The organism is Thalassotalea algicola, assembly GCF_012932965.1.
Taxonomy (GTDB): Bacteria; Pseudomonadota; Gammaproteobacteria; order Enterobacterales; family Alteromonadaceae; genus Thalassotalea_F; species Thalassotalea_F algicola.
Map to the genome: position 1 here is coordinate 190489 of NZ_JABBXH010000004.1, position 22259 is coordinate 212747.

Below are 22259 nucleotides of genomic sequence, written 5' to 3' on the forward strand. Positions count from 1 at the left end.
TAAAAAAGCCTGAACATAGGGTTCAGGCTTTATATTCGAAGAGTAACGATTATTTAAAACTTAGCGCCAACCCAAACCCATAGTTTGTCAGCATCAACTTTTATATCTCCCGCTGAATATGAAGCGTACTTGATACCACCAGAAAATGTTTTGTTAAAGCTCTTACCGTATGAAATATTAATTTCATCGCCTAGGTCATCTACGCCTCCCTTATCTTCGTCAGCTTCGTAGTTATGGAACACAACTGCCCATTTACCACCATATGCTTTGCCTGAAACTGACGCGTACATATCTGCTAAACCTTGAGAAGGTGTGCCCAAGAACTGGTCAGCCCAACCGTTAAATTTATGAAGCGTCGCTAAAGGAGTAGAGAAACCGTAGTTACCGTTGTCACTACCTAATACTTCATAACCACCTTTGATAGTGATGCCATTATAAACATAACCTAGCTCGGCCAACATGTAGTCTGCATCGTACTCTGTAGAGCCATTGTCAGATTCTTGTGTCGCAAACTCTGCCGCATAAACCCATTTGTTTTTGCCAGACTTTTTAGCACCGGCAAAGCGTATACCGTAAGTATCTAACGAGTTGTCTGCACCTTCATCAACTTCCAACATATAACTGTAACCAGTTAATTTACCGTAAGCAGTTTTATAACTTAAATTGATTAAGTGATCTTTAGCATCTAAATCTTTTTCTTCACCGAAAATACGATTACGCTTAGAAATATAAGCATAAGTCATATCAAACTTGTCACTTGCTTTGTAGCTAAAAGATGCTGCATCAAAAGTTTGCTTGTCTTGGCGCCAGCCAACATGACCAACAAAGCGATGATTATCAAGAGTAATCACTTGACGACCGACTTTAGCTGTTAAGCCGTTTGCCTTGTATTGCACATAAGCTTGATCAACTTCTGTATGCTCTGGATCAGCAATTACCGAATATTCAGTACCATTTCCGTTGGTGTCGTTGTAATCGTCAACACCTACAGCTCGTGAATCTTCAAATTCAACGAATGCAGAGAAATTGTTATAGGTTGCTGTTTTATAATTTAACCTTGTTCTTAGCGTTAAAGCATCTGCGTCTTTTGCAGCGTTATCTTGTTCAACGCTTTCATAACGCAATCGAAAATCCAATGTCGCCTTACCTTCATCACCGGCTAAAGCAATCGGTGATAATAAGCTGAGAGTTAAGGTGCTTAATATTGCTTGAGAGACTTTGTTAATTTTCATGTTTTTTCCTTATTAGGATTTATAAGTTTTATAACTACATTGGTTATGGCGAGATGATAGGCAGTTTCCTTTTAAGGTTTATTAAGCCATATCAAATTTTGTAGTTTGTTTGTTAATTTCAGTATTAAAATGTCAAAAGTATGATTTCAATCAATATTTGTTGCATCAAAATAGTGCGGAACACTAGCAAATCTAGAAAGGTTAGTGATTGTGCGCACAATAGCTAACGTAAATTGATAAATTCATACGAAGCATTTTGTTGTTATAATTTAGTTTTAGGCTACGTCTACCTTCTGAGTAGACGATGATGCAACTTTTTCCCTTGATGAAATCGTTTCTACTTTCCGTTGTTTTTCATAAAGAAATGTTAATACTGCCGAGCGTAAGCGGTTATATTCGGCATCTTGAGCCAAAGAAATACGATCTCTCGGCCGAGGCAAGTTTACATCCAATATTTCACCTACAGTCGCTGCAGGTCCATTTGTCATCATTACGATTCGATCTGATAACAAAACCGCTTCATCGACATCATGAGTTATCATAATTACGGTATTATTTAGCTCTTCTTGAATTTCCATAAGAGAGTCCTGCATGTGGGCACGTGTTAATGCATCGAGTGCTCCAAACGGCTCATCCATTAACAGCACTTCTGGTTGCATAGCAAGCGCTCTAGCAATTCCTACACGTTGTTTCATACCGCCTGATATCTCATCGGGTCGCTTATGTATGGCATGATCCATATGAACAAGTTTAAGGTTATGTTCTATCCATTCTTTCATTTCTCTGCTATTCATTGTCTTCTTAAACACTTGCTTTACAGCAAGTTCGACATTTTGATACGCAGTTAACCATGGCAACAAGGAATGGTTTTGAAAGACTACCGCCCTTTCAGGCCCAGGTTCAGTAACATATTTGTTATTAAGCAATACGCCACCTTTAGTTGCTTGATATAAACCAGCAACGACATTTAACACTGTTGATTTACCGCACCCAGAGTGACCAATAAGCGAAATAAACTCTCCTTTATGAATCTTTAAATCAACTTCCTTAAGCGCAGTAAAGTCACCTTTAGGTGTTGGAAACACCATATCAATTTTGCTGATATCTAATAACAAATCCATATTCATCTCCTCTAACGCTTAGCGCTATCTTTGTCCCACGATAGAATACGTTGTAATTGCAACATACCTCTATCTAGAAGAAAGCCGATAAAACCAATTACAAATACCGCGGTCATAATACGGCTTAGGCTTTGAGAGCTACCGTTTTGAAACTCATCCCAAACAAATTTTCCAAGTCCAGGGTTTTGAGCCAACATTTCAGCAGCAATCAGTACCATCCATGCAATACCCAGTGATAAACGCATGCCAGTAAAAATGGCAGGAATAGACGCAGGTAATACAATTTTCTGTACATGCACCAAACTTGGTAAACGCAGTACTCGACTGACATTGACCCAGTCTTGGTTAATTGCAGCAACCCCTACAGAGGTATTAATGACCATAGGCCAGATACAACATAAAGTTACGGTGATCATCGAGTTAACAAAAGATTTGGCCAATAATGGTTCTGGAGAAACATATACTGCACTTACCACCATTGTCACCAGTGGTAACCATGCTAACGGTGAGACTGGTTTAAATATTTGGATTATCGGATTAATTGCCGTATTTAATGCCTTACTTAAACCAACCGCTATACCTAGTGGTATCGCTATTATTGCAGCAACAATAAAACCACTTAGTACAGTAACTAAGCTAGTGCCAATTTGGTCAATAAAAGTTTCCTTACCGGTATACGCCCTTATCTTAGGTTGATAACTAGGATCTTTAGCTAAGCGTTTAGCATTTCTCACTTCTTGTCGTTGGTAAAAGGCCGCTTCTTTTTCACGTTCAGCTACATGCTCCTGATACAAATTCACGATTTGCGTACCTACCGCTTTTGGCCCAGGAAACTTACCCAGTGAGGTATCGATTGCGTTTGCCGCTAGCGACCAAATAATTAGAAAACATGCAACACCAACTGTTGGTAATACAATGGCTTGTAACCGAGTCATTAGTAGCCGCTTGAGCTCGAGCAATAACGAAGAACCTTGCTCTAACGAAATAAATTTATTAATTAATGTTGTCATTACATAACTCCATACGCGCAACCGTTATATGTTGCGCGAATAACGAATTTTTATCGGCTAGATTTTGTCGCCAGCCTTTAAACCAATACTAAATTTGTTAATGTATTCATTTGGTTTAGTACCGTCGTAAACGATATTGTCGATAAAGTGCGTTTGTGGGTTTCTAAAGCCATCTTCATTGGCAAGCTCAGCAAAATCAGACGCCGCCATTAGCTTTTCATCAACCAAGCTTTGTGCAGCTTTCATGTATATATCAGGGCGATAGACTTTATTGGCGACTTCCTTATACCAAGTATCAGGTTTATCTTCGCTAATTTGGCCCCAGCGACGCATTTGAGTTAGATACCAGATAGCATCAGAGTAATACGGGTATGTTGCGTTATATCGAAAGAACACATTAAAGTCTGGTACGTCACGCTTATCACCTTTCTCGTATTCAAACGTGCCCGTCATGCTATTTGCAATAACATCGTAATCAGCGCCAACGTAGTTAGATTGCGATAATATTTTTACAGCTTCCGGACGATTGGCATTGTTGTTCTCATCTAACCACTTAGCAGCACGTATCAAAGCACGAGTTAAACGAATTGTCGTGTTTGGATACTTTTCAGAAAACGCTTTCGTGATGCCAAATACTTTTTCAGGATTGTCTTTCCAGATTTCATAGTCTGTGACGACAGGTACACCAATCCCCTTGAATACTGCTTGTTGGTTCCAAGGTTCACCTACACAGTATCCATAAATTGTTCCCGCTTCTAACGTTGCAGGCATTTGGGGTGGTGGCGTAACAGATAACAATGCTTGAGCGTCTATCTGTCCAGAAGTATCACCTTTATGCGGTGCATAAAAACCAGGGTGAATACCGCCAGCGGCTAGCCAATAGCGAAGTTCATAGTTGTGCGTAGATACTGGGAATACCATTCCCATATTAAACGGCTTACCTGACGCTGAATACTTTTCAACAACTGGCTTTAAGGCATCAGCTTTAATTGGATGAACAGGTTTTCCGTCAGGACGCTTAGGAATGTTAACCTTCATTTGTTGCCATATTTCATTGGAAACAGTAATACCATTACCATTTAAGTCCATAGAAAATGGCGTAATAATTTCTGCTTTTGTACCATAACCAATCGTTGCAGCAATTGGCTGACCTGCAAGCATATGAGCGCCATCGAGGCGGCCGTCTATAACACCGTCTAGTAACACTTTCCAGTTTGCTTGAGCTTCAATGGTTACGTATAACCCTTCGTCTTCAAAAAAACCTTTTTCATAAGCAATGGCAATAGGAGCCATATCTGTTAATTTAATAAAACCAAACTTTAATTCTTCCTTTTCAGGGTAACCCAATTCTTCTGCATTAGCGTGCAAAGTGACCAAGCTGCTTGAAATACACATGCCAGCTATTAAGGCTTGGCCGATTATTCTACGGCAGAAATGCTTGCTCTTGGTTAGCGTTAAATTCAACATTTTTTCCTCCAAATAAAAAAGCCCGCTGTGAACTGCAAAATACAGTCACATGCGGGCCACAATGCCAAACTAATTCTTACCACGCCCTTGTGGGAAATTAGTTAAATTAAGTTTTGTTATTATTCCTCAAAGAATGCTTATGCTCTTTGGGCGATAGCAATTTTGCTATTCAATTTCCTACAGCCATTGCAGGGTTAGCATTTTACGTTCACTAACAGAAACGGACAGATTCACTGAATCTATTACTTAACCAATACTACTCATATTTAGTGCCAATATTCTAAAAACCACCTTAGCCATTGTATTTATTGGTTTTTATATACATTTGCGCAACTAATTAACTTATACAATACCAATATTTTGCATTGAATTTGGGCAGTTTTGCGCCTTAATTGTGCTTTTATGCTTGCTCCGCTATGTCGGTAGTTGTTTCGTCTATATCTGACACTAAGAATTTTGGAGCGAATGTTTGTTGATAAATATCTTGTCTGAATACTTCTGCCACTATATTTTTCGAAAGTTTATCACTGCTTACCTGTCCGACTTTACACATGTGGCTTAATAACCATTCACCTTTAAAGTGATCGGGACGGTTAATGCATTCAGCCCCTTCAGATGAAAACTGATTATAACTTGGCACATGTCTTGGCGATTGTTGATGATGTACTAGGCAGCTGCCAATTAAAGACGGAGCAATTACCGACAAATGTAAATCTAAATATTGATGTTGACTAAGCAAGCGAGCAGCTTCAAATCTATTAGCGACATTACTTAACCAGTTGCATGCTTTTCTTAATGCATAAATTAACGCTTTAGTCGTTTCTGGGTAGGACTTTTGCCAATCAGCTAACATACCGAGCACCTTTTCTGGGATGTTTGGCCAAATATCACAAGAAGTTACACAAGTTACGCCTACACCGTCTCTAACAGCTTTTGCATTCCATGGACCGCCAACACAAAAACCATCAATATCTTCACTGCGTAATGCTTCAACCATATTAACCGGCGTAATAATTAAAATCTCAACATCATCAATGGCAATATTATTATGTTCAAACCAACTACAAAGCTGATAGTAGTGACAGCTATGCGGATAAACAGTAGCAAAGGTCAGCTTTTGTCCTACCGATTTACGCGCTTTGATGATTGGCTTTAGTAAACCTGCGCTAAGTGGTATATCTAGCGTTGTCAGTTTATTGAACGCCTTTACTTCTTCATATAATGCCATTGATAGTGTAATCGCATTTCCGTTTTGGCTAAGAACCATAGGTGCAATGACTTGATGCTTTTCTCCATTTATTCCTAAACTACTAGCTAACGGCATTGGAGCTAACAATTGGGCTGCATCTAATACACCAGCATGCAATTTATCCCGCATGGTTGCCCACGAGTATTGTTTTTTTAACGTTACGTTTAAGCCTTGCTCTTTAAAATAGCCTTGTTCTAAAGCGACAGCTAACGGTGCACAATCAGCTAATGGCATAAACCCTATATTAATATCACTTTTCTCAACTAAGTAACGTGGCTGACTTTCTTTGATCATGAGGACTTCTCCAACATTTTTGCTAACGAGAGAATACTTCTAGCTACCTCTTCTAGTTTTTGGCTATTATCCATCGCCATTTTACGAATACGATGATAAGCCTCTTTCTCTGTTAGATTTTTTGTTTCCATTAACCATATCTTTGCCTGCTCTACTACACGCTGACTTGAAAGCTTTTGTTTGGTATGCACCAACTCTTTTTTAAGCAATTGATATTCACTAAAGCGTGCTACCGCAGTATCTAAAATTGAACGCACGCGTTCAAAGGCAATATCACCTGCGATATAAGCACTAACACCTGATTTAACGGATTGACTAATGGTTTCAGTATCGTTTTGCTCTGAAAACATAACGATAGGTTTAGGGTTTGCTAATGAGATTATGCTTAAACTTTCAAGCACATCTCGACTTGGTGACTCTACATCAATGACAATAACATCTGGTTGAAGTGCTTCAACTTGTTTTAATAACGGCATACCCGTTGTGGTGATATGTCGAATACAATATTGTGAACGGTCTAAGGCACCAATCAACGACTGTGCTTTTTGTTTATCGTCTTCAACTAACAATACATTGAGTTCTTGGGTTGCTGCTATATCCATATTCTCTTTCTATATGCCGTAACGCTTATGGCTGAAAATATAAATAAACAAAATACGTACCAAATATATTTAATATAATAAACAATAGGTTACATGACGTACTGATTTCCTAATAGTTTAGAATGAACAATAATAAGGCGAGTTTGCTTTATTTTGGTGAACAATAATCGAGCGAGAAGCCAAAGAAATAAAATAACTTAACGTACAAGCAACCGACAAATGCGCATAAAAAAGCCAGCTATAAGCTGGCTTTTAATTCTATCTACAATAATTACTTACGTCTAAATAGGATTAGCGTAGAAAGTGCTAATAACCAACCAAAGCTACCGCCACCTGAAGAACTCTTGTTCGGTTCAACTGGCGTAGGAGTTGGTGTAGGCGTTGGCGTTACAGGTACTTCCGTAGGCGTGAAGCTTACATTGCGTAAATAGCCTTTATCATCACCTTCAGTGGCAGCTGGATCTTTATTATACACCCAAGTAATGCGGTTTTCTTCGCCGGTTAATGTGATTGATTGAGCTTCATATTCTACTTCCCCAGAAATAAAGCCGGCCTCTTCTCCATTAATATAAATAAATAGCGCATCATAAGGCGATGAAGGATCTTCAGTATTCTCTTCAGATGAAACGGCCCATTCAAAGCTAAGTTCACCTTCGCCTGTAACAACAGCCATCGCTATACTATCTTGCAAGTGGGTAATAGTGCCACTTTCAATGCCACCATTGGCATGGCTTACCCAAGCTTGTTCTCCACCACTGTACCAATTAACATTTTCATCAGCACCTAGTACTGTTTCAATATCGCTCGAACCTGCAATGGTTTGTGCCATCAACTTAGATTCACTTGTCTCTACGTCACTATTGTCTGTTTCAATTTCTAATTTAGCATCAAAGGAACCAATATCTGAATTTGAGAAATTAACCGTTAACTGACAGCTTTCACCTGCATTGATGCTACTACATTCACCATCCACTAAGCTAAAGCCATTCTCTTCATCAATTTCATAACTAACGGACGCATCAACTTCGCTGTTATTTGAAACACGAATACTTGTTGACTGTGTTTGCTCAGTGGCCACAACGTGAAAATCAAGGCGCTGAGTAATCGCTATACCTTGATAAATGCCAGTTAACCAGTCATCAAATTCACCGATGCGAGCAAAAACACCTGGAAAACCTTCAGCTGCACAACCATAGCCCCAGCTAACAACGCCTACTTGTTGCCAACCTTCATTTGTATTTAACACTAAAGGACCACCGCTATCGCCTTGACAGGAGCTCTTACCACCACCAGCAACTGCTGCACAGATCATCATTTCTGAAATGCCTGTACTTTCAGGATCACCACTTCCACCAAATAATGAATTGGCTAATATCTCTTTACATTGTTGGTTGGTCATTAACTGTAAATCGACCTGATGCAAAATATCAGGAAAGTTCCCTGTTGGGCCAGCTCCTGGTGCATAACCAGTTCTTCCGCCCCAACCTATAACTGTAACTGTATTCGCATCAGCTGCTGCTACATCTGTCGTTTCATCTGACGCTAGAGAAACTGCTGGTGCATCAACTTCTTCGACTAGTTCAATTAAAGCAACATCATTATCTAAATTTACATCATCATAATCCGGGTGCATATAGATTTGCGTTATCGATACTGCATTTTCAGCACCATTAGAAAGATCGTACTCACCTACATTAACTTTTAAGAATTGAGACGAAGCTCCATCGACACAATGCGCTGCGGTTAAGACCCACTTGCCACCTAAGAAGCTAGCACCACAGGTAGAGTTTTGTACTGTTGATGCTTCACTTGAAATGGAAATGTCTGCAATCTCACCTAAACTATTTTCTTTTAGGTGCAAACCATCTTCTTGCGTAATAGAAACTACTGGAATAGTGCCTGAAAAATCATCTCCTAACGTACCGTTGATCGTTCCTTCTACATTATTGTATATAACAACACCAACACCACCGCCAGATTCACAGTTTTCAGCCTTTACTGAAAAGTTGATTTCACCACGTTCAATCAAACAAATTTTATTTTGCGCATCACTACAAGATTGATCGCCAATACCACAATCCATTAATTCGCCGGAAGCATCGCCAGATGGTCCATTCGTGAATGGCTCAGATTCATAATTAACACCACCAACTGACAAAGAAGTAGTTAACGCTTCTCCTGTATAAACCAATGCTGACATCCATGGCCATGCATCACTTTCAGCTTGCTCACCACCAACAATTTTCGGCTTAATTAATTCATTATTATTTTTTGCCGCTACAGGTGAAGATATAACAATTGCAGCTGATATTGCAGCTAACATAAATTTTTTCATTAACATTTCCTTAACATTTGCATTGGGCAACAATAAAAGATTCTAAGACAAGATAAAAGACTTATTTAAAAGTTTTATAGATCACCCTACTCAATAAAGTAAATACCAACTTAAAAATCTTTACGATATTTACTGATTCATTTTTATCCATTTTTTACTTGCTTTTGATACAAAACAATAATACTGTACATCCATACAGTATCTAGATTAATTTATACAGGTGACTTATGGGTAATTTAAAAACGTTAAACATCAATGGATTAGAAAGAAATACAACAAGCGTATATCAATTGAAACCTTGGTTAGATCAGAAAACACTTAGTGCTGAAACTGACATTTACCGTGAAATAAATTTAGTGAACCAACGTTATCTACACAATAAAAAATGGGTTTTAGTCGTTTCTTCAGATAAACAGGCACTAAGTAAAGTACACCAGTTGTCCAAGAGCAATAATGAACAAATGTTATGGGTACACGCTAATAAGGTTAACGTTGCACAAATAAAGATTGAACAAACATTAATGCGAGGTAACTGCGCAGCAGTAGTACTTTGTAATGCACAATTATCAAATGATCAATTAAGACATATAGAAGAATGTGCAACCAAAGGTCAAACGCATTGCGTTGTATTAAATCAGGCAAAAGCATTACACTAGATTGCGTCAACACTAATTATTTAAATATTGATGAATTGTCCTTGTTGTTCAAATGAACTTTTTAGCCAATGTTGTTTACCGATTATTGAATCAAAAAAGCAGCCTCTAAAGCCAGAAGAGTTAATGCGTGCTAGATTTTCTGCTTATGCAACTGGTTACGCGCAATATATTTTAAAAACTTACGCTAATGAAAAACAGCAAGAGCTAACGCTAACCGACATAGAAGAAGGTATTGACGAAAATACTTGGATAAAATTATCTATACATCATGCTAGCGAACTCTTTCACCCTGCTACGGTTGAATTTTCAGCCTTTTATATACACAAGTCAGGGCTTTTTGAGATGAGAGAAATATCTCGGTTTATTAAAGAAGATGAACAGTGGCGTTACTTGAATGGTGATATCGTTAAACATGAGGAAATATCAAAAATCAAACGCAATGATAGCTGTCCCTGCAACAGTGGTAAGAAATTTAAAAAATGTTGTAGCAATTAATTTTGTTGAAATATTAACACTAAGCAAGCTGTAGGTTTGCTTGTTTGACCTCTTCATTTAGCAAACTATTCTTAATAGATTTAAGCCAGCCTTTAGCATCAAGCGATAGCTTTTCCCTTTCATTCCCTTCTTCCTGTCTTAATTGACATGACAAACTAGTATTTGATTTTACAACCGCCGGGATATGCTTTTTATCATTCCTAAAGCTTAAAGGCCGTGGGGCAATTGCATTTTCTAATTGAATCGTTGCCATTAATGCTTGATTGACATGTGAAGACTGATTAAAACAATCAATGGCGTCAAGCGAATCTAATGCCATTGATTGCGGGTTTGGTAAGTCAAATTCTGTTCGCAGTTGTTCGTCAGACGTTGTTTTTTTCTGAAGTTCAGTTTTTGGTAAGAGAAACTGGCTTTGTGCTCTAACATCATCAGTCAACATCGCAAGCATCAAAGCAAAATCAGCACGTCTAGACTGATGAACACAGTGATTTAATTGTTCACCTAATTGTAACTCATGGGTGAGCACATCATATTCAACCAAAAGACTGTCGCCGATATTATTAACTACTTAGTAGAGTTATCGACAATTAAATAAAAGTCTTTAACTAAAATTTAATTGGCCACTTTAATATAAATCGTGCTCCGCCTAATGAGCTATTCTCTACATATACAGTACCATGGTGCCAATCCATAATTCTTTTGACGATAGCTAGCCCTAAGCCAAATCCTCCTGTTTCTTTATTTCTACTTTGTTCACCACGAGTAAAGGCTTCAAAAACAGTTGCTTCTAACGAACTGTCGATTCCAGAGCCATTGTCTTCGACGGTAATAATACAGTAGTCATTTTGCTCAGTTAGGGTAACCAATACTTTACCGTCACCATACTTTATGGCGTTGGTTAAGTAGTTACTAAGTGCCCTTTCTATAAAATGATTATCACATAACGCGACTAAATCATTTTCCGCGCTTTCAAAGCTAATATCTGGACAAAGATCTTTAACTAACGATATTTGCCTGGCAATTATGTCATTTAACTTATGTTGTTTAAATTGTAGTTCCGGCTTATCACTATCTAGCGCTGCGTAAGCTAACAGTTCGTTAACTAAAGCTTCTAATTCGTAAATATCACCATGAATTTGTTCTATATACTTTTGCTGTTTAGTTTTGTCATCTATGTTTTGCAACATTTGCAGCGCGAATTTGCTCCGAGCTAACGGGGTTCGAAGTTCATGTGATACGGCATTAGTAAGTTCCTTATTCGATTCGATAAGGTTTTTAATTCGTATTGTCATCGCATTAAAACCTACGACAAGCCCTGTCATCATACTTGACTGTGCTTTTGGAGCTTGAGTAGAAAAGTCGCCGTAGCCAAACCTGTGTGCCGCTTCCTTTAAACGATCTAAATCTCGCGATACAGGCCATAGCCAAAAAAGAATAATAATCGCTAAGATTAACAGCAGCACTACTCGCACCAAAGCCTCCGCTCTAGGTCGAGTCGGCATCTTAGTTGGACCTAACGTTATAACCGTGTTACTACCTTGAATTAGATGATGCAATTCAACCTTATCATCATCGTAATAGACATATGTATTACCTTTTCGAAGTGAACGACGATCAGCTTTGTCTGTAATATCTTTAATATTGGCAATTGACTCTAATTTTAAAGGCAACTCATATCGTTCTGCAGCTCCTGATACCACCTGCTCCCACTCTAGTTCAGGGTTTTTAACAATATAGTCTTCAATTGCGTGAAGCATAGTTTTGTAGCCAGTATAGGATTCAATATCTTGCTCTAAATAAGATCTCCACACTTCGTCAAGCAACCATGAGGCGACGATAAAAGTAAAAGTAATAATAAAATATAGGCTTAGAAAAGAGCGACCAACTCTGGCAAATTTATTCATGCATGGCTTCTAGTTTATAAGGGCAGATTTAGTAAGCTGTTGATTGATTATCTTACCAACAGCTTATATTTATGATTAACTCCAGGCATCTGGCACAAATAGATAACCTTGTCCCCAAATTGTTTTAATACGAAATGGCGTTTCATTGCTATCATGTAATTTTTTACGTAATCGTGAAATTCTTACATCAACACTTCTATCCATTCCGTCATATTCACGACCAACTACAGCTTTATATATGTAATCACGATTTTGCACTTCTCCTGCACGGCTGGCGAGTAACCATAGCAGATCAAATTCTTGACTTGTAAGCTCTATATTTTCATTTTGTAACGTTACTTGACGAGAGCTACGATTAACATAAAGCGAACCTATGTTTAACTCTGCTTTTTCATTACCTTCTTTGGGTAATTCACCGCGACGTAATAACGCACTAACACGAGCCAGTAATACTCTTGGTTCTACTGGCTTAATCACGTAATCGTCTGCACCAATTTCTAAACCTAACACTTGATCAAAATCTGTGCCTTTGGCGGTTAGCATCAATATTGGTCCTTTAAAAGTAGGACGAATATCACGACAAACTGCGAAGCCATCTTTGCCAGGTAACATTATGTCTAAAATAATAAGATCCGGCGTAAACTTCTCTACTCTTTTAGCTACCGTATCACCACGAAATTCCTGCTTAACATGAAAGCCTTCATTTGTTAAAAAGTCTGTAACCAAATCAGATAATTGGCGATCGTCTTCTACCAACAATATTTTCTTCACCGATGACATGTTCTCTGACATTTCTTACTCCACATATATAAATATCCCGTGGCTAAAGACCTAACCAAAAAGGAAGCTAACTAGCCAAGTTAGTTACAAATTTTCATTTGCGTTACAATCTGATGCTTAGCTTAGATAAGTTACAAAGAATTAACAACTGATACTACAAGGTGTTACGTAAAAGCTACACTCAGTTACAATTACTTTAAATTCTTAAATTAATTACCTTTTTAAGTTTTTTTGAACGTGACTCTTTATATAGCTACACATTTAATTAACTTTCTTAATTAATCGATAAATTGTTTAGCTTTACGTATTTAGCACTCGCTTTACCAATGATAAGATATCGCGATATAAATTGTTCAGAGTAAACAAATAATGAAAATCATCTCTTTTAACATCAACGGCCTGCGTGCAAGATTACATCAACTTCAAGCTATAATAGACAAACATCAACCGGATATTATCGGCTTACAAGAAATCAAAGTTCACGATGAAGCTTTTCCCATAGAAGACGTTGAAGCGATGGGTTATCACGTATACTTTCATGGTCAAAAAGCGCACTACGGTGTAGCGATGTTATGTAAAAAGCCTGCTGATAAAATAATGAAAGGGTTTCCAACCGATACAGAAGAAGCGCAACGCCGTATGATTATGGTTGAAACAACTAATGAAGCTGGCGAAAAAGTAACAGTTTTAAATGGTTATTTCCCACAAGGTGACAATATTGCTCATGAAACTAAGTTTCCATATAAGCGTCAATTCTATAAAGATTTAATGACCTATTTAAATGATCATCATCAACCAGATGAAAACATAGTAATTATGGGGGACATAAATATTTCTCCGATCGATCTTGATATTGGCATCGGTGAAGTAAACAGAAAGCGCTGGTTAAAAACCGGTAAATGTAGTTTCCAACCTGAAGAGCGAGAATGGCTTAAAGCACTAATGGACTGGGGCTTTAAAGATACATTTAGAGAGCTTCACCCGTCTCGTACTGAACGTTATTCTTGGTTTGATTACCGCTCTCGTGGCTTTGACGATAATCGCGGATTACGAATAGATGTTGTATTAGCAACAGAAGCTTTAGCTAAAACTTGTCAAGAATCCGATGTAGATTATGAACTGCGGGGCATAGAGAAACCCTCAGATCATGCGCCTATCTGGTCTACTTTCAGTTAACTATCACCTATGACTGCAACTTATATTTGCCCCATTTGCCAAAATGAACTTTCTCTGACAGCGAATATTTATCGCTGTCAGAAAAACCATAGTTTTGATTTGGCAAAAGAAAACTATGTCAATCTGCTTCCAGTGCAGTTTAAGCATTCAAAGAACCCTGGCGACAATAAAGCTATGGTTAATGCAAGACGCGCCTTTTTAGAGCAAGGTTATTACCAGCCACTGATCAACGAGTTACTAAATTGGTATCAATATTACGGAAACCATGAAGGTAACGTATTTGACGCAGGTTGCGGCGAAGGTTTTTACACTCACCAATTTAAAAATAGTTCAAATAAAGTATATGGGGTAGACATAGCGAAAGAAGCCATCAAAAAAGCAGGCAAGAAGTACAAACAATGCCACTTTAGTGTAGGCACACTTTCTAAACTTCCATTTTCTACCAGTTTTTTTGATTGGATGATCTCGGTTTATGCGCCTGTATTAGAAAACGAATTCACTAGAGTGTTAAAACCTGGCAGTTACCTTGCTGTAGTTTACCCTGGAAGTGACCACCTACAAGAACTAAAGCAAAGAATTTACGACAACGCCTTACCCCATAATGAAGAGAGAGAGCTAATAAAAGACATGGTATTGATTGAAGAAAAGCAGCTTAATTACACTATGAATCTAGCTACTGGGGAAGATATTCTCAATTTATTATCAATGACCCCATTTGCCTTTAAAGCAAGTGAAGAAGCACGGCAATGGCTAGGACAGCAATCTAATTTTAATTGTCAAACAGACTTTATACTAAAGCTATATCAAAAACCTATTTAAGCGACTGTTGGTACGTCATATTTAATAGTTGTGCTAAATCTATATATCTAGGTTTATGCACAGATAGCTTCTCTTTGCCGCCTTGTTGATTATACCTTGCTACTCCCTCTTTATACCAAGATGCTAACGATGGCGGTAAAACTTTATCGGCCTTAACCCCTAACATGACTAGTGCCTGCAAAGGCATAGACAACAATAAAATAAAATAAAACAGCCCAATCACTAAGCCATTTATCGGTTGAAGGCTTATCTGGAGCGCTAGCGACAAAAACGCTAAACCTGGTGCTACATTTAACACCATGCGGGCAAATCGAATAATTCGATATTCTGGAAAATATTGGACTAACTCGGCTCTATTAGGCCAAAGCTTAATATACCGATACCCGAGTTTAATAAGAGCTACTACACTTAACTTCATACTGTTAAATTTAAACCAAAGTAGCAAAAAAAAACAGTAAAAACATGTAAGTTGTTATTAACTTGTTATTATTAAAAAACATTTACTGATTAACATTTTGAACTAAAACAAAGATTCTTGCTTTTTACTTTTATACAATTAAAAGAAAATACTTAAACCATCATGACAAAAAACCAATATATTCTCGTTATCAACTGTGGCAGTTCATCACTTAAATTTGCGCTTATTTGCCCTTCTAGTAGTAAACTTATTTTAAGTGGATTAGCACAATGCCTTGGCGACAATGACGCTAACATTACCATTAAGTACAATAGCAAGAAGAACTCATCACCTTTACCGGCTCCATATCAGCATAGCCAAGCATTACATGCACTAATTCAATTCTTACATACAGAAAGTTTAGCTAAAAGTATTGCTGCAATTGGGCACCGTGTCGTCCATGGTGGTGAAAAGTATCATCTACCAACAAAAATCGATGATGAAGTTATGACCACGCTAAAAGATTTATGTTCATTGGCCCCTATTCATAACCCTGCCAATATCGTCGGTATAGAAGCTTCGCTTTCGGCATTTGAGCAATTACCACAAGTTGCAGTTTTTGACACAGCTTTTCATCAGTCTATGTCAGAAATGGCGTACCGTTACCCTCTTCCAGCATCTTTATACGAGCAACATGGTATTAGAAAATATGGTTTTCATGGAACAAGCCACTATTTTGTTAGTCGCCAAGCGGCCAAAATGTTAAATAAGCCTATTGAATGCACTGATGTCATTACTGCACATCTTGGCAATGGATGCAGTGTCACCTCTGTTAGTCAGGGCAAAAGTGTCGATACTAGCATGGGTTTTACGCCGCTTAGTGGCGTTGCTATGGGGACACGCAGTGGCGATTTAGATCCAGGTGTTATATTACATTTAATTAATCAATTAGGTTATTCACCACAAACTATTGATAAATTGCTTAATAAAGAAAGCGGCTTAATGGGGCTTTCAAAAATAAGTAATGACTGTCGAACACTAGAACAAGAAGCGCTTGAAAATAACAATACACAAGCAAGGTTAGCATTAGACGTATTTAGCTTTACGATTGCTAAATCCATTTTAGCAATGACTGCAAGCCTAACAAAGCTTGACGCTGTTGTTTTTACAGGCGGAATAGGCGAAAACTCTAGCTATGTAAGGACTTGTGTTACTAAGCACTTGAAGTTACTTGGCTTAAGTATAGAAGAAAATTTGAATATCCAAGCCAGATTCGGTCAGCAATTAAATATTGCTCAGCAGAACTCACCTGCCATTTTGGTCATCCCTACCGATGAAGAAGGTGTCATTGCTGAGCAAACTTATCAACTTATCCAAGGATAAATTATGTCTCATCAAATTATGCTAGTACCGGTTGGTTTTGGCGTAGGTTTAACCAGTGTGGTACTTGGCCTAGTTCACGCTTGCCAGCAAAAGGGTTTAGACGTGGTTCACTACAAGCCTATTTCTCAACCCGCACGAAACAAGAGAAAAACCAACCAGACTGACAATTACTTTAGTAAAGATAGCAAGTCGATACCGCTAAGTTATGTTGAAGAAAAAATGGGCGACGGAGATTTAGAGGTTGTACTAGAACAAATTGTTGAAAACTATGCTGAATTAGCTGACAAACACGATATTGTCATTGTTGAAGGTTTAATTCCAACTACGAGACAACCATATGCTGGGCGTATAAATCGAGACGTGGCTCAAGCATTATCTGTAGATATTGCATTAGTTGCATCACCAGATAGCGATACATTGACAGAATTCGAAGACCGTATTGAAGTCTCCGCAGAAACCTACGGTGGCCTAAAAAGTAAACGTGTCATTGGTTGCATCATTAATAAGGTCAACTCACCAGATAAAGACGAATACGGATTATTACCTCGAGAAAATGAAATTGCTCCCCCTTTAGATAATCAAACTTGGCAGTCTTTAAGTATTTTTAACCATTCAAGCTTTAAACTCTTAGGCTCTATTCCTTGGGAGCACGACTTAATAGCTCCAAGAATTAAAGATATAGCGGAGTATTTAGACGCTGAAATAATTAATGCTGGTGATTTTGAACATCGACGTATTAGAAGCGTTACTTTTTGCGCCCGTTCTGTGGCAAACCTTGTAAGTCACCTTGCTCCTGGCAGGCTTATCGTCACACCAGGCGATCGCGTAGATATTATTATCGCGACATGTTTATCAGCTCTAAATGGTACTAAGGTCGGCGCCCTATTGCTGACCAATGGTTATAAACCAAATGATCAAGTGCTGACACTATGTAAACAAGCATTGGATGCAGGTTTACCCGTACTGTCGGTAAAATCTGATACTTGGCAAACATCACGTCATATCATGAATTTTAACCCTGAAATTCCTGATGACGATGTACAACGTCAAGAAAAGGTCAAACAATTTGTCGCAGATCACCTAGAACCAACTTGGGTGCAGCATTTCTCTGACAATGCATCTAAAAACAACTTACTTTCCCCACCAGCGTTTAGGCATAAACTAACCGCCCTTGCTCGTAATGCTGACAAGCTAATAGTTTTACCGGAAGGCAATGACATAAGAACTATCAAAGCCGCGTCTATTTGTGCAGAACGTAAAATAGCTCGCTGTCAATTGCTTGGAGATAAAGAGGAAATCTTACGTATTGCCGAACAACAAGGTATTAACTTACCTGCGGGTCTAATGATTACCGACCCGAGGGAAATCAAAGAAAACTATGTTAGGCCTATGGTCGATTTACGCAAGCATAAAGGACTAACTGAAGTCGTAGCGCGAGAAGAGCTAAAAGACAATGTGGTTCTGGGTACTATGATGTTACAGCTTGGACAAGTAGACGGGCTAGTATCAGGTGCGGTCAACACGACAGCGAACACCATTCGCCCTGCTTTACAGCTAGTTAAAACAGCACCAGATACTAGCTTAGTATCGTCTGTATTCTTTATGTTATTGCCTGATCAAGTTTTAGTTTATGGCGATTGTGCAATTAACCCAGATCCTACTGCCGATCAATTAGCAGACATAGCGATTCAATCAGCTGATTCTGCTCTTCAATTTGGTATCGATGCAAAAGTGGCGATGATAAGTTACAGTACCGGCTCTTCAGGTCATGGCGCTGATGTTGAAAAAGTGGCTCAAGCAACAGAACTTGCAAAAGCAAAAAGGCCAGATTTAGTAATAGATGGTCCACTGCAATATGATGCAGCTATAATGGAAAATGTCGCAAAGAAAAAAGCGCCGAACAGTCCTGTAGCAGGTAAAGCGACTGTCTTTATATTCCCCGATTTAAATACAGGGAATACAACATACAAAGCAGTGCAACGTTCAGCGGATTTAATCAGCATTGGGCCAATGCTTCAAGGAATGGCTAAGCCAGTCAATGATTTATCCCGTGGCGCCTTAGTCGACGATATTGTATACACAATAGCACTTACCGCCATTCAAGCTAATTCTTAACTTACTTGTCTAATTAAAGCGCAAATTGGCTTATTAATGTTGCGCTTTAATTTCTTTATGCTCTATCTATCGAGAAGTTGTCTCTTTTCTAACCCTTACGCCGTAAATTGCCTTTAGACCAACTAGTCAAAAAACGAGCCAAATATATTTTCCTAATATATCAATCAAATAGATGTCCACCATGATGTTGTTAACAAACTTACCCACAGCTTCTGTGGATATCATTTTTTGAGTCTTTATAATAGTTTGCTAAAAAGTCAGGTAAAATATCGTTCGATTAACTGTTTTTTTTGTCAGTCTTTTCTAAAAACAGTATTAAAGTGGCTGAAACATGACGTTGTACATTATCTATGTGGTAATTTGTCATTAGAGTTACTCAGCAAAAATTGCTAATATAAAAGTATCTTTTCGCTAGCGAATACTTAACTAATGAATCAAAAAAGTCTAACGCTGCAATTACTCAATAAAACCTTTGCTATTCATTCTTTATCACCAGAAAGTACTATACCACCTGAAGTATTTCGGGCGCCTATATATTTTATCGCTAAGACATATGAAGAAGTCTCTTTAGTACTTCCTGAATCTTTTACAATAGAAAGTGAAGATGTTGAATCAGATTGGCGTGCACTTGAAGTAGTAGGCCCTTTGGGCTTTAGCTTGACTGGTATTTTATCTCGAATTTCAACAGTGTTAGCCAATGAAAAAATCAGTATTTTTGCCATATCTACATTTGATACTGACTATGTATTAGTAAAAAATAATAAAATAGAAGAAGCAATAGAAGCACTTAAGCTTAATAACTACCGAATTATCAGAGAGTAATATGACTACAATTTATGGCATCCCTAACTGCGACACAGTAAAAAAAGCTAGAAAATGGCTAGACGAAAACCAAGTACCTTATCAATTTCATGATTTTCGAAAAGACGGATTAAGTGAAGCCACTTTAACAGAGTTTATTACCAAGACATCTTGGGAAACTTTATTAAACAAACGCAGTACCAGTTATAGAAATTTGCCCGATAATATAAAGAATAACTTAACATCAGAAACCGCTAAGCAAGCAATGTTGGATGAACCGACATTAATTAAGCGCCCTGTTTTGTGCATTAATGCTCAAGTCATTGTTGGATTTAAAGCCGATAATTTTGAAAAAGTAACGAGCTAATATGAATCAAGAAGTTATCGAGCTTGCTAAAGCACTTATAGCCCGAGAATCTGTAACCCCTGAAGATGCTGGTTGCCAAAACTTAATGGCAGAAAGATTGGAGAAGCATGGTTTTTCAGTTGAATCTATGGTGTTTGAAGATACCACTAACATGTGGGCTCGACGCGGTAGTGAAAAGCCTGTATTTTGCTTTGCTGGCCACACTGATGTTGTTCCACCCGGCGATGTAAGCCATTGGAATACGCCGCCATTTGAACCGGTAATCCATAACGGTATGCTATATGGTCGTGGCGCTGCAGACATGAAAGGCTCCCTAGCAGCAATGCTTGTTGCTACAGAAAAATTTGTCACTAATCACCCACAACATAGTGGCTCTATCGCCTACTTAATTACTAGCGACGAAGAAGGTCCATTTATCAATGGCACAACGCGTGTTATCGATACCCTAGAAGCAAGAAATGAAAAAATAGATCACTGTATTGTCGGAGAGCCATCAAGCTCTCACCTTATTGGTGACGTAGTTAAAAATGGTCGTCGTGGTTCTATTTCAGGTGAGTTATTAATAAAAGGTAAACAAGGCCATGTAGCCTACCCTGAGCATGTGAGTAACCCTATTCACCTAGCAGCTCCAGCCTTGTCTGAATTGTCACAATTACATTGGGATAATGGTAATCAGTACTTCCCAGAAACAAGTTTTCAACTGACTAATATACATTCAGGTACAGGAGCCACCAATGTTGTGCCACCTAATTTAACGGCCTTTTTTAATTTACGATATAGCACCGAATTAACGGATCAATGTATCGTAAGCAAAGTAACTGAAATATTGAACAAACACGAGTTAGATTACGAAATAAAATGGACCTACAATGGGAAACCATTTATTACCGAGCCTGGTGTTTTACTCGATAGTGTAAAATTAGCGATTGAAAAGGTTACTGAAAGAAAGACTATACTATCAACGTCAGGTGGGACTTCTGATGGCCGATTCATCGCGCCAACAGGTGCTGAAGTAATTGAGTTAGGTCCATGTAATGCGACTATCCATCAAGTGAATGAATGTGTATCTTGCGACGATCTAATTGATTTGGCAGAGATATATTATCAAACATTGGTTAATGTATTGTGCAAATAACTTCACCACTAACAATCGATGCTGAAGTCCTAACAGGGCATACTGAAAAGCATTTAATATCATTATCAAGTCAACATAAGCTTCACACCACGGTTACCAGTGCATGGCAAAAAATGCAACAAGATGCCCAATCAGACGGGCTAAGCTTAGCGTTAGCAAGTAGTTTTCGCTCTTTTGAGCGTCAGCTTAGTATATGGAACAGAAAATTCACAGGCCAACTACCTGTCTTTGACATAAACGAGCAAGTAGTCGATATCACTCAGCTGTCAGAAAGCAATAAAGTAAAAGCAATAATGCTTTTTTCTGCACTTCCTGGTGCAAGTCGTCATCATTGGGGGACAGATATCGATGTCTATGCCCCGAACCTACTTAAAGAAGGTCAAGAACTGCAATTACAAGTATGGGAATATCAAGACCAAGGGCCCATGGCTAAATTAAGTACTTGGTTACAGCTAAACGCTGGTCGGTATGGATTCTTCAGGCCTTATGATACTTATCGAGATGGAGTATCAATAGAACCATGGCATATATCATTTGCCCCTACTGCAAATCAGTACCAAAAATCATTTACCTTAGACGTGTTAGAACAAACACTAAACAACACTGATATTGAAGGAAAAAAAACAATTTTGAGAATGTTGCCTGAGTTATATAAACAGTACATTATTAACATAGGAGCTTTTGAGCATGGATGACAAGTGGTTGGTATTATTAATAATAATTTCAGTGATACTATTTATTATTGGAAACTTTAGCACAGTTCATAAAACCTCAAATAAGCCGCTTCGTAAAAAAGGGCTCAATGATTTAAAAGAGACGCTACCTCGTAAAGACAAAAACGAATCGAGAAAAAATCACCAAAGCTACACTAAAACGGCCAATTCATTTATTGCTGATAAAGAAAAAAGCTCCGATTAAAGG

Annotated in this window: 22 protein-coding genes; 11 read left to right on the forward strand and 11 right to left on the reverse strand. The window is 38.2% G+C overall.

All coding sequences use genetic code 11. The features are described from left to right. Positions 1–53: 53 nt before the first annotated feature. The 7 genes from HII17_RS12860 to HII17_RS12890 form a co-directional block, all read right to left on the reverse strand. Complete coding sequence (locus tag HII17_RS12860) at positions 54–1232, reverse strand: alginate export family protein (protein ID WP_169075786.1); 1179 nt, start codon at positions 1230–1232, stop codon at positions 54–56. 275 nt (positions 1233–1507) lie between these two features. Beyond that, complete coding sequence (locus HII17_RS12865; protein ID WP_408033889.1) at positions 1508–2359, reverse strand: ABC transporter ATP-binding protein; 852 nt, start codon at positions 2357–2359, stop codon at positions 1508–1510. Between the two features lie 5 nt (positions 2360–2364). Then, positions 2365–3288 carry an ABC transporter permease gene (locus HII17_RS12870; protein ID WP_235938812.1) on the reverse strand — a complete coding sequence of 308 codons (924 nt, stop codon included), beginning with the start codon at positions 3286–3288 and terminating at the stop codon, positions 2365–2367. A gap of 132 nt (positions 3289–3420) precedes the next feature. After that, a complete protein-coding gene (locus HII17_RS12875; RefSeq protein WP_235938813.1) occupies positions 3421–4758 on the reverse strand; it encodes a CmpA/NrtA family ABC transporter substrate-binding protein in 1338 nt (445 codons plus the stop codon). A 472-nt stretch (positions 4759–5230) separates the two neighbouring features. Next, positions 5231–6373, reverse strand: a complete 1143-nt coding sequence (locus HII17_RS12880; protein ID WP_169075790.1) for a CmpA/NrtA family ABC transporter substrate-binding protein — start codon at positions 6371–6373, stop codon at positions 5231–5233. Then, complete coding sequence (locus HII17_RS12885) at positions 6370–6975, reverse strand: ANTAR domain-containing response regulator (protein ID WP_169075791.1); 606 nt, start codon at positions 6973–6975, stop codon at positions 6370–6372. The genes HII17_RS12880 and HII17_RS12885 overlap by 4 nt, the downstream gene beginning before the upstream one ends. A 271-nt stretch (positions 6976–7246) precedes the next feature. Continuing rightward, positions 7247–9310 carry a trypsin-like serine protease gene (locus HII17_RS12890; protein WP_169075792.1) on the reverse strand — a complete coding sequence of 688 codons (2064 nt, stop codon included), beginning with the start codon at positions 9308–9310 and terminating at the stop codon, positions 7247–7249. Positions 9311–9537: 227 nt separating this feature from the next. Between HII17_RS12890 and HII17_RS12895 the strand changes: the two genes are divergently transcribed. After that, on the forward strand, positions 9538–9966 hold the full coding sequence (locus HII17_RS12895) for a hypothetical protein (protein WP_169075793.1): 429 nt from the start codon (positions 9538–9540) through the stop codon (positions 9964–9966). A gap of 30 nt (positions 9967–9996) precedes the next feature. Further along, on the forward strand, positions 9997–10461 hold the full coding sequence (locus tag HII17_RS12900) for a YchJ family protein (protein WP_268969167.1): 465 nt from the start codon (positions 9997–9999) through the stop codon (positions 10459–10461). Between the two features lie 19 nt (positions 10462–10480). On the opposite strand, the gene HII17_RS12905 is transcribed toward HII17_RS12900, so the two are convergent. The 3 genes from HII17_RS12905 to HII17_RS12915 all read right to left on the reverse strand — a co-directional run bounded on the left by HII17_RS12905 (position 10481) and on the right by HII17_RS12915 (position 13136). Then, a complete protein-coding gene (locus tag HII17_RS12905) occupies positions 10481–11002 on the reverse strand; it encodes a VC2046/SO_2500 family protein (RefSeq protein ID WP_211185357.1) in 522 nt (173 codons plus the stop codon). A 64-nt stretch (positions 11003–11066) separates the two neighbouring features. Beyond that, the gene (locus HII17_RS12910) at positions 11067–12365 is read right to left on the reverse strand and encodes an ATP-binding protein (RefSeq protein ID WP_169075795.1); all 1299 of its coding nucleotides are present in this window, start codon (positions 12363–12365) and stop codon (positions 11067–11069) included. A 75-nt stretch (positions 12366–12440) separates the two neighbouring features. Next, a complete protein-coding gene (locus HII17_RS12915) occupies positions 12441–13136 on the reverse strand; it encodes a response regulator (protein ID WP_328824546.1) in 696 nt (231 codons plus the stop codon). Positions 13137–13514: 378 nt separating this feature from the next. Between HII17_RS12915 and xthA the strand changes: the two genes are divergently transcribed. Both xthA and rlmA read left to right on the forward strand, forming a co-directional pair. After that, positions 13515–14321, forward strand: a complete 807-nt coding sequence (xthA, locus tag HII17_RS12920; protein WP_169075797.1) for an exodeoxyribonuclease III — start codon at positions 13515–13517, stop codon at positions 14319–14321. Between the two features lie 9 nt (positions 14322–14330). Next, positions 14331–15140 (forward strand): 23S rRNA (guanine(745)-N(1))-methyltransferase, encoded by an 810-nt coding sequence (gene rlmA / locus HII17_RS12925; RefSeq protein ID WP_169075798.1) that lies wholly within the window; start codon positions 14331–14333, stop codon positions 15138–15140. On the opposite strand, the gene yfbV is transcribed toward rlmA, so the two are convergent. After that, positions 15133–15558 carry a terminus macrodomain insulation protein YfbV gene (yfbV, locus tag HII17_RS12930; RefSeq protein ID WP_169075799.1) on the reverse strand — a complete coding sequence of 142 codons (426 nt, stop codon included), beginning with the start codon at positions 15556–15558 and terminating at the stop codon, positions 15133–15135. The two genes, rlmA and yfbV, sit on opposite strands and share 8 nt — an antisense overlap. A gap of 162 nt (positions 15559–15720) precedes the next feature. Here yfbV and HII17_RS12935 point away from each other — a divergent pair, with 162 nt between their 5' ends. From HII17_RS12935 to HII17_RS12965, 7 genes are all read left to right on the forward strand, one after another. Next, positions 15721–16920 (forward strand): acetate/propionate family kinase, encoded by a 1200-nt coding sequence (locus tag HII17_RS12935; protein ID WP_169075800.1) that lies wholly within the window; start codon positions 15721–15723, stop codon positions 16918–16920. A gap of 3 nt (positions 16921–16923) precedes the next feature. Next, positions 16924–19035, forward strand: a complete 2112-nt coding sequence (gene pta / locus HII17_RS12940; RefSeq protein WP_169075801.1) for a phosphate acetyltransferase — start codon at positions 16924–16926, stop codon at positions 19033–19035. A 429-nt stretch (positions 19036–19464) separates the two neighbouring features. Next, positions 19465–19857 carry an ACT domain-containing protein gene (locus HII17_RS12945; protein WP_169075802.1) on the forward strand — a complete coding sequence of 131 codons (393 nt, stop codon included), beginning with the start codon at positions 19465–19467 and terminating at the stop codon, positions 19855–19857. A 1-nt stretch (position 19858) separates the two neighbouring features. After that, positions 19859–20203 carry an ArsC family reductase gene (locus HII17_RS12950; RefSeq protein ID WP_169075803.1) on the forward strand — a complete coding sequence of 115 codons (345 nt, stop codon included), beginning with the start codon at positions 19859–19861 and terminating at the stop codon, positions 20201–20203. Between the two features lies 1 nt (position 20204). Beyond that, a complete protein-coding gene (gene dapE / locus HII17_RS12955; protein ID WP_169075804.1) occupies positions 20205–21338 on the forward strand; it encodes a succinyl-diaminopimelate desuccinylase in 1134 nt (377 codons plus the stop codon). After that, positions 21329–22033, forward strand: a complete 705-nt coding sequence (locus tag HII17_RS12960; RefSeq protein ID WP_328824537.1) for a M15 family metallopeptidase — start codon at positions 21329–21331, stop codon at positions 22031–22033. Before dapE ends, HII17_RS12960 begins: the two co-directional genes overlap by 10 nt. Further along, positions 22026–22256, forward strand: a complete 231-nt coding sequence (locus HII17_RS12965; protein WP_169075628.1) for a hypothetical protein — start codon at positions 22026–22028, stop codon at positions 22254–22256. The genes HII17_RS12960 and HII17_RS12965 overlap by 8 nt, the downstream gene beginning before the upstream one ends. The last annotated feature ends 3 nt before the right edge of the window (positions 22257–22259 follow it).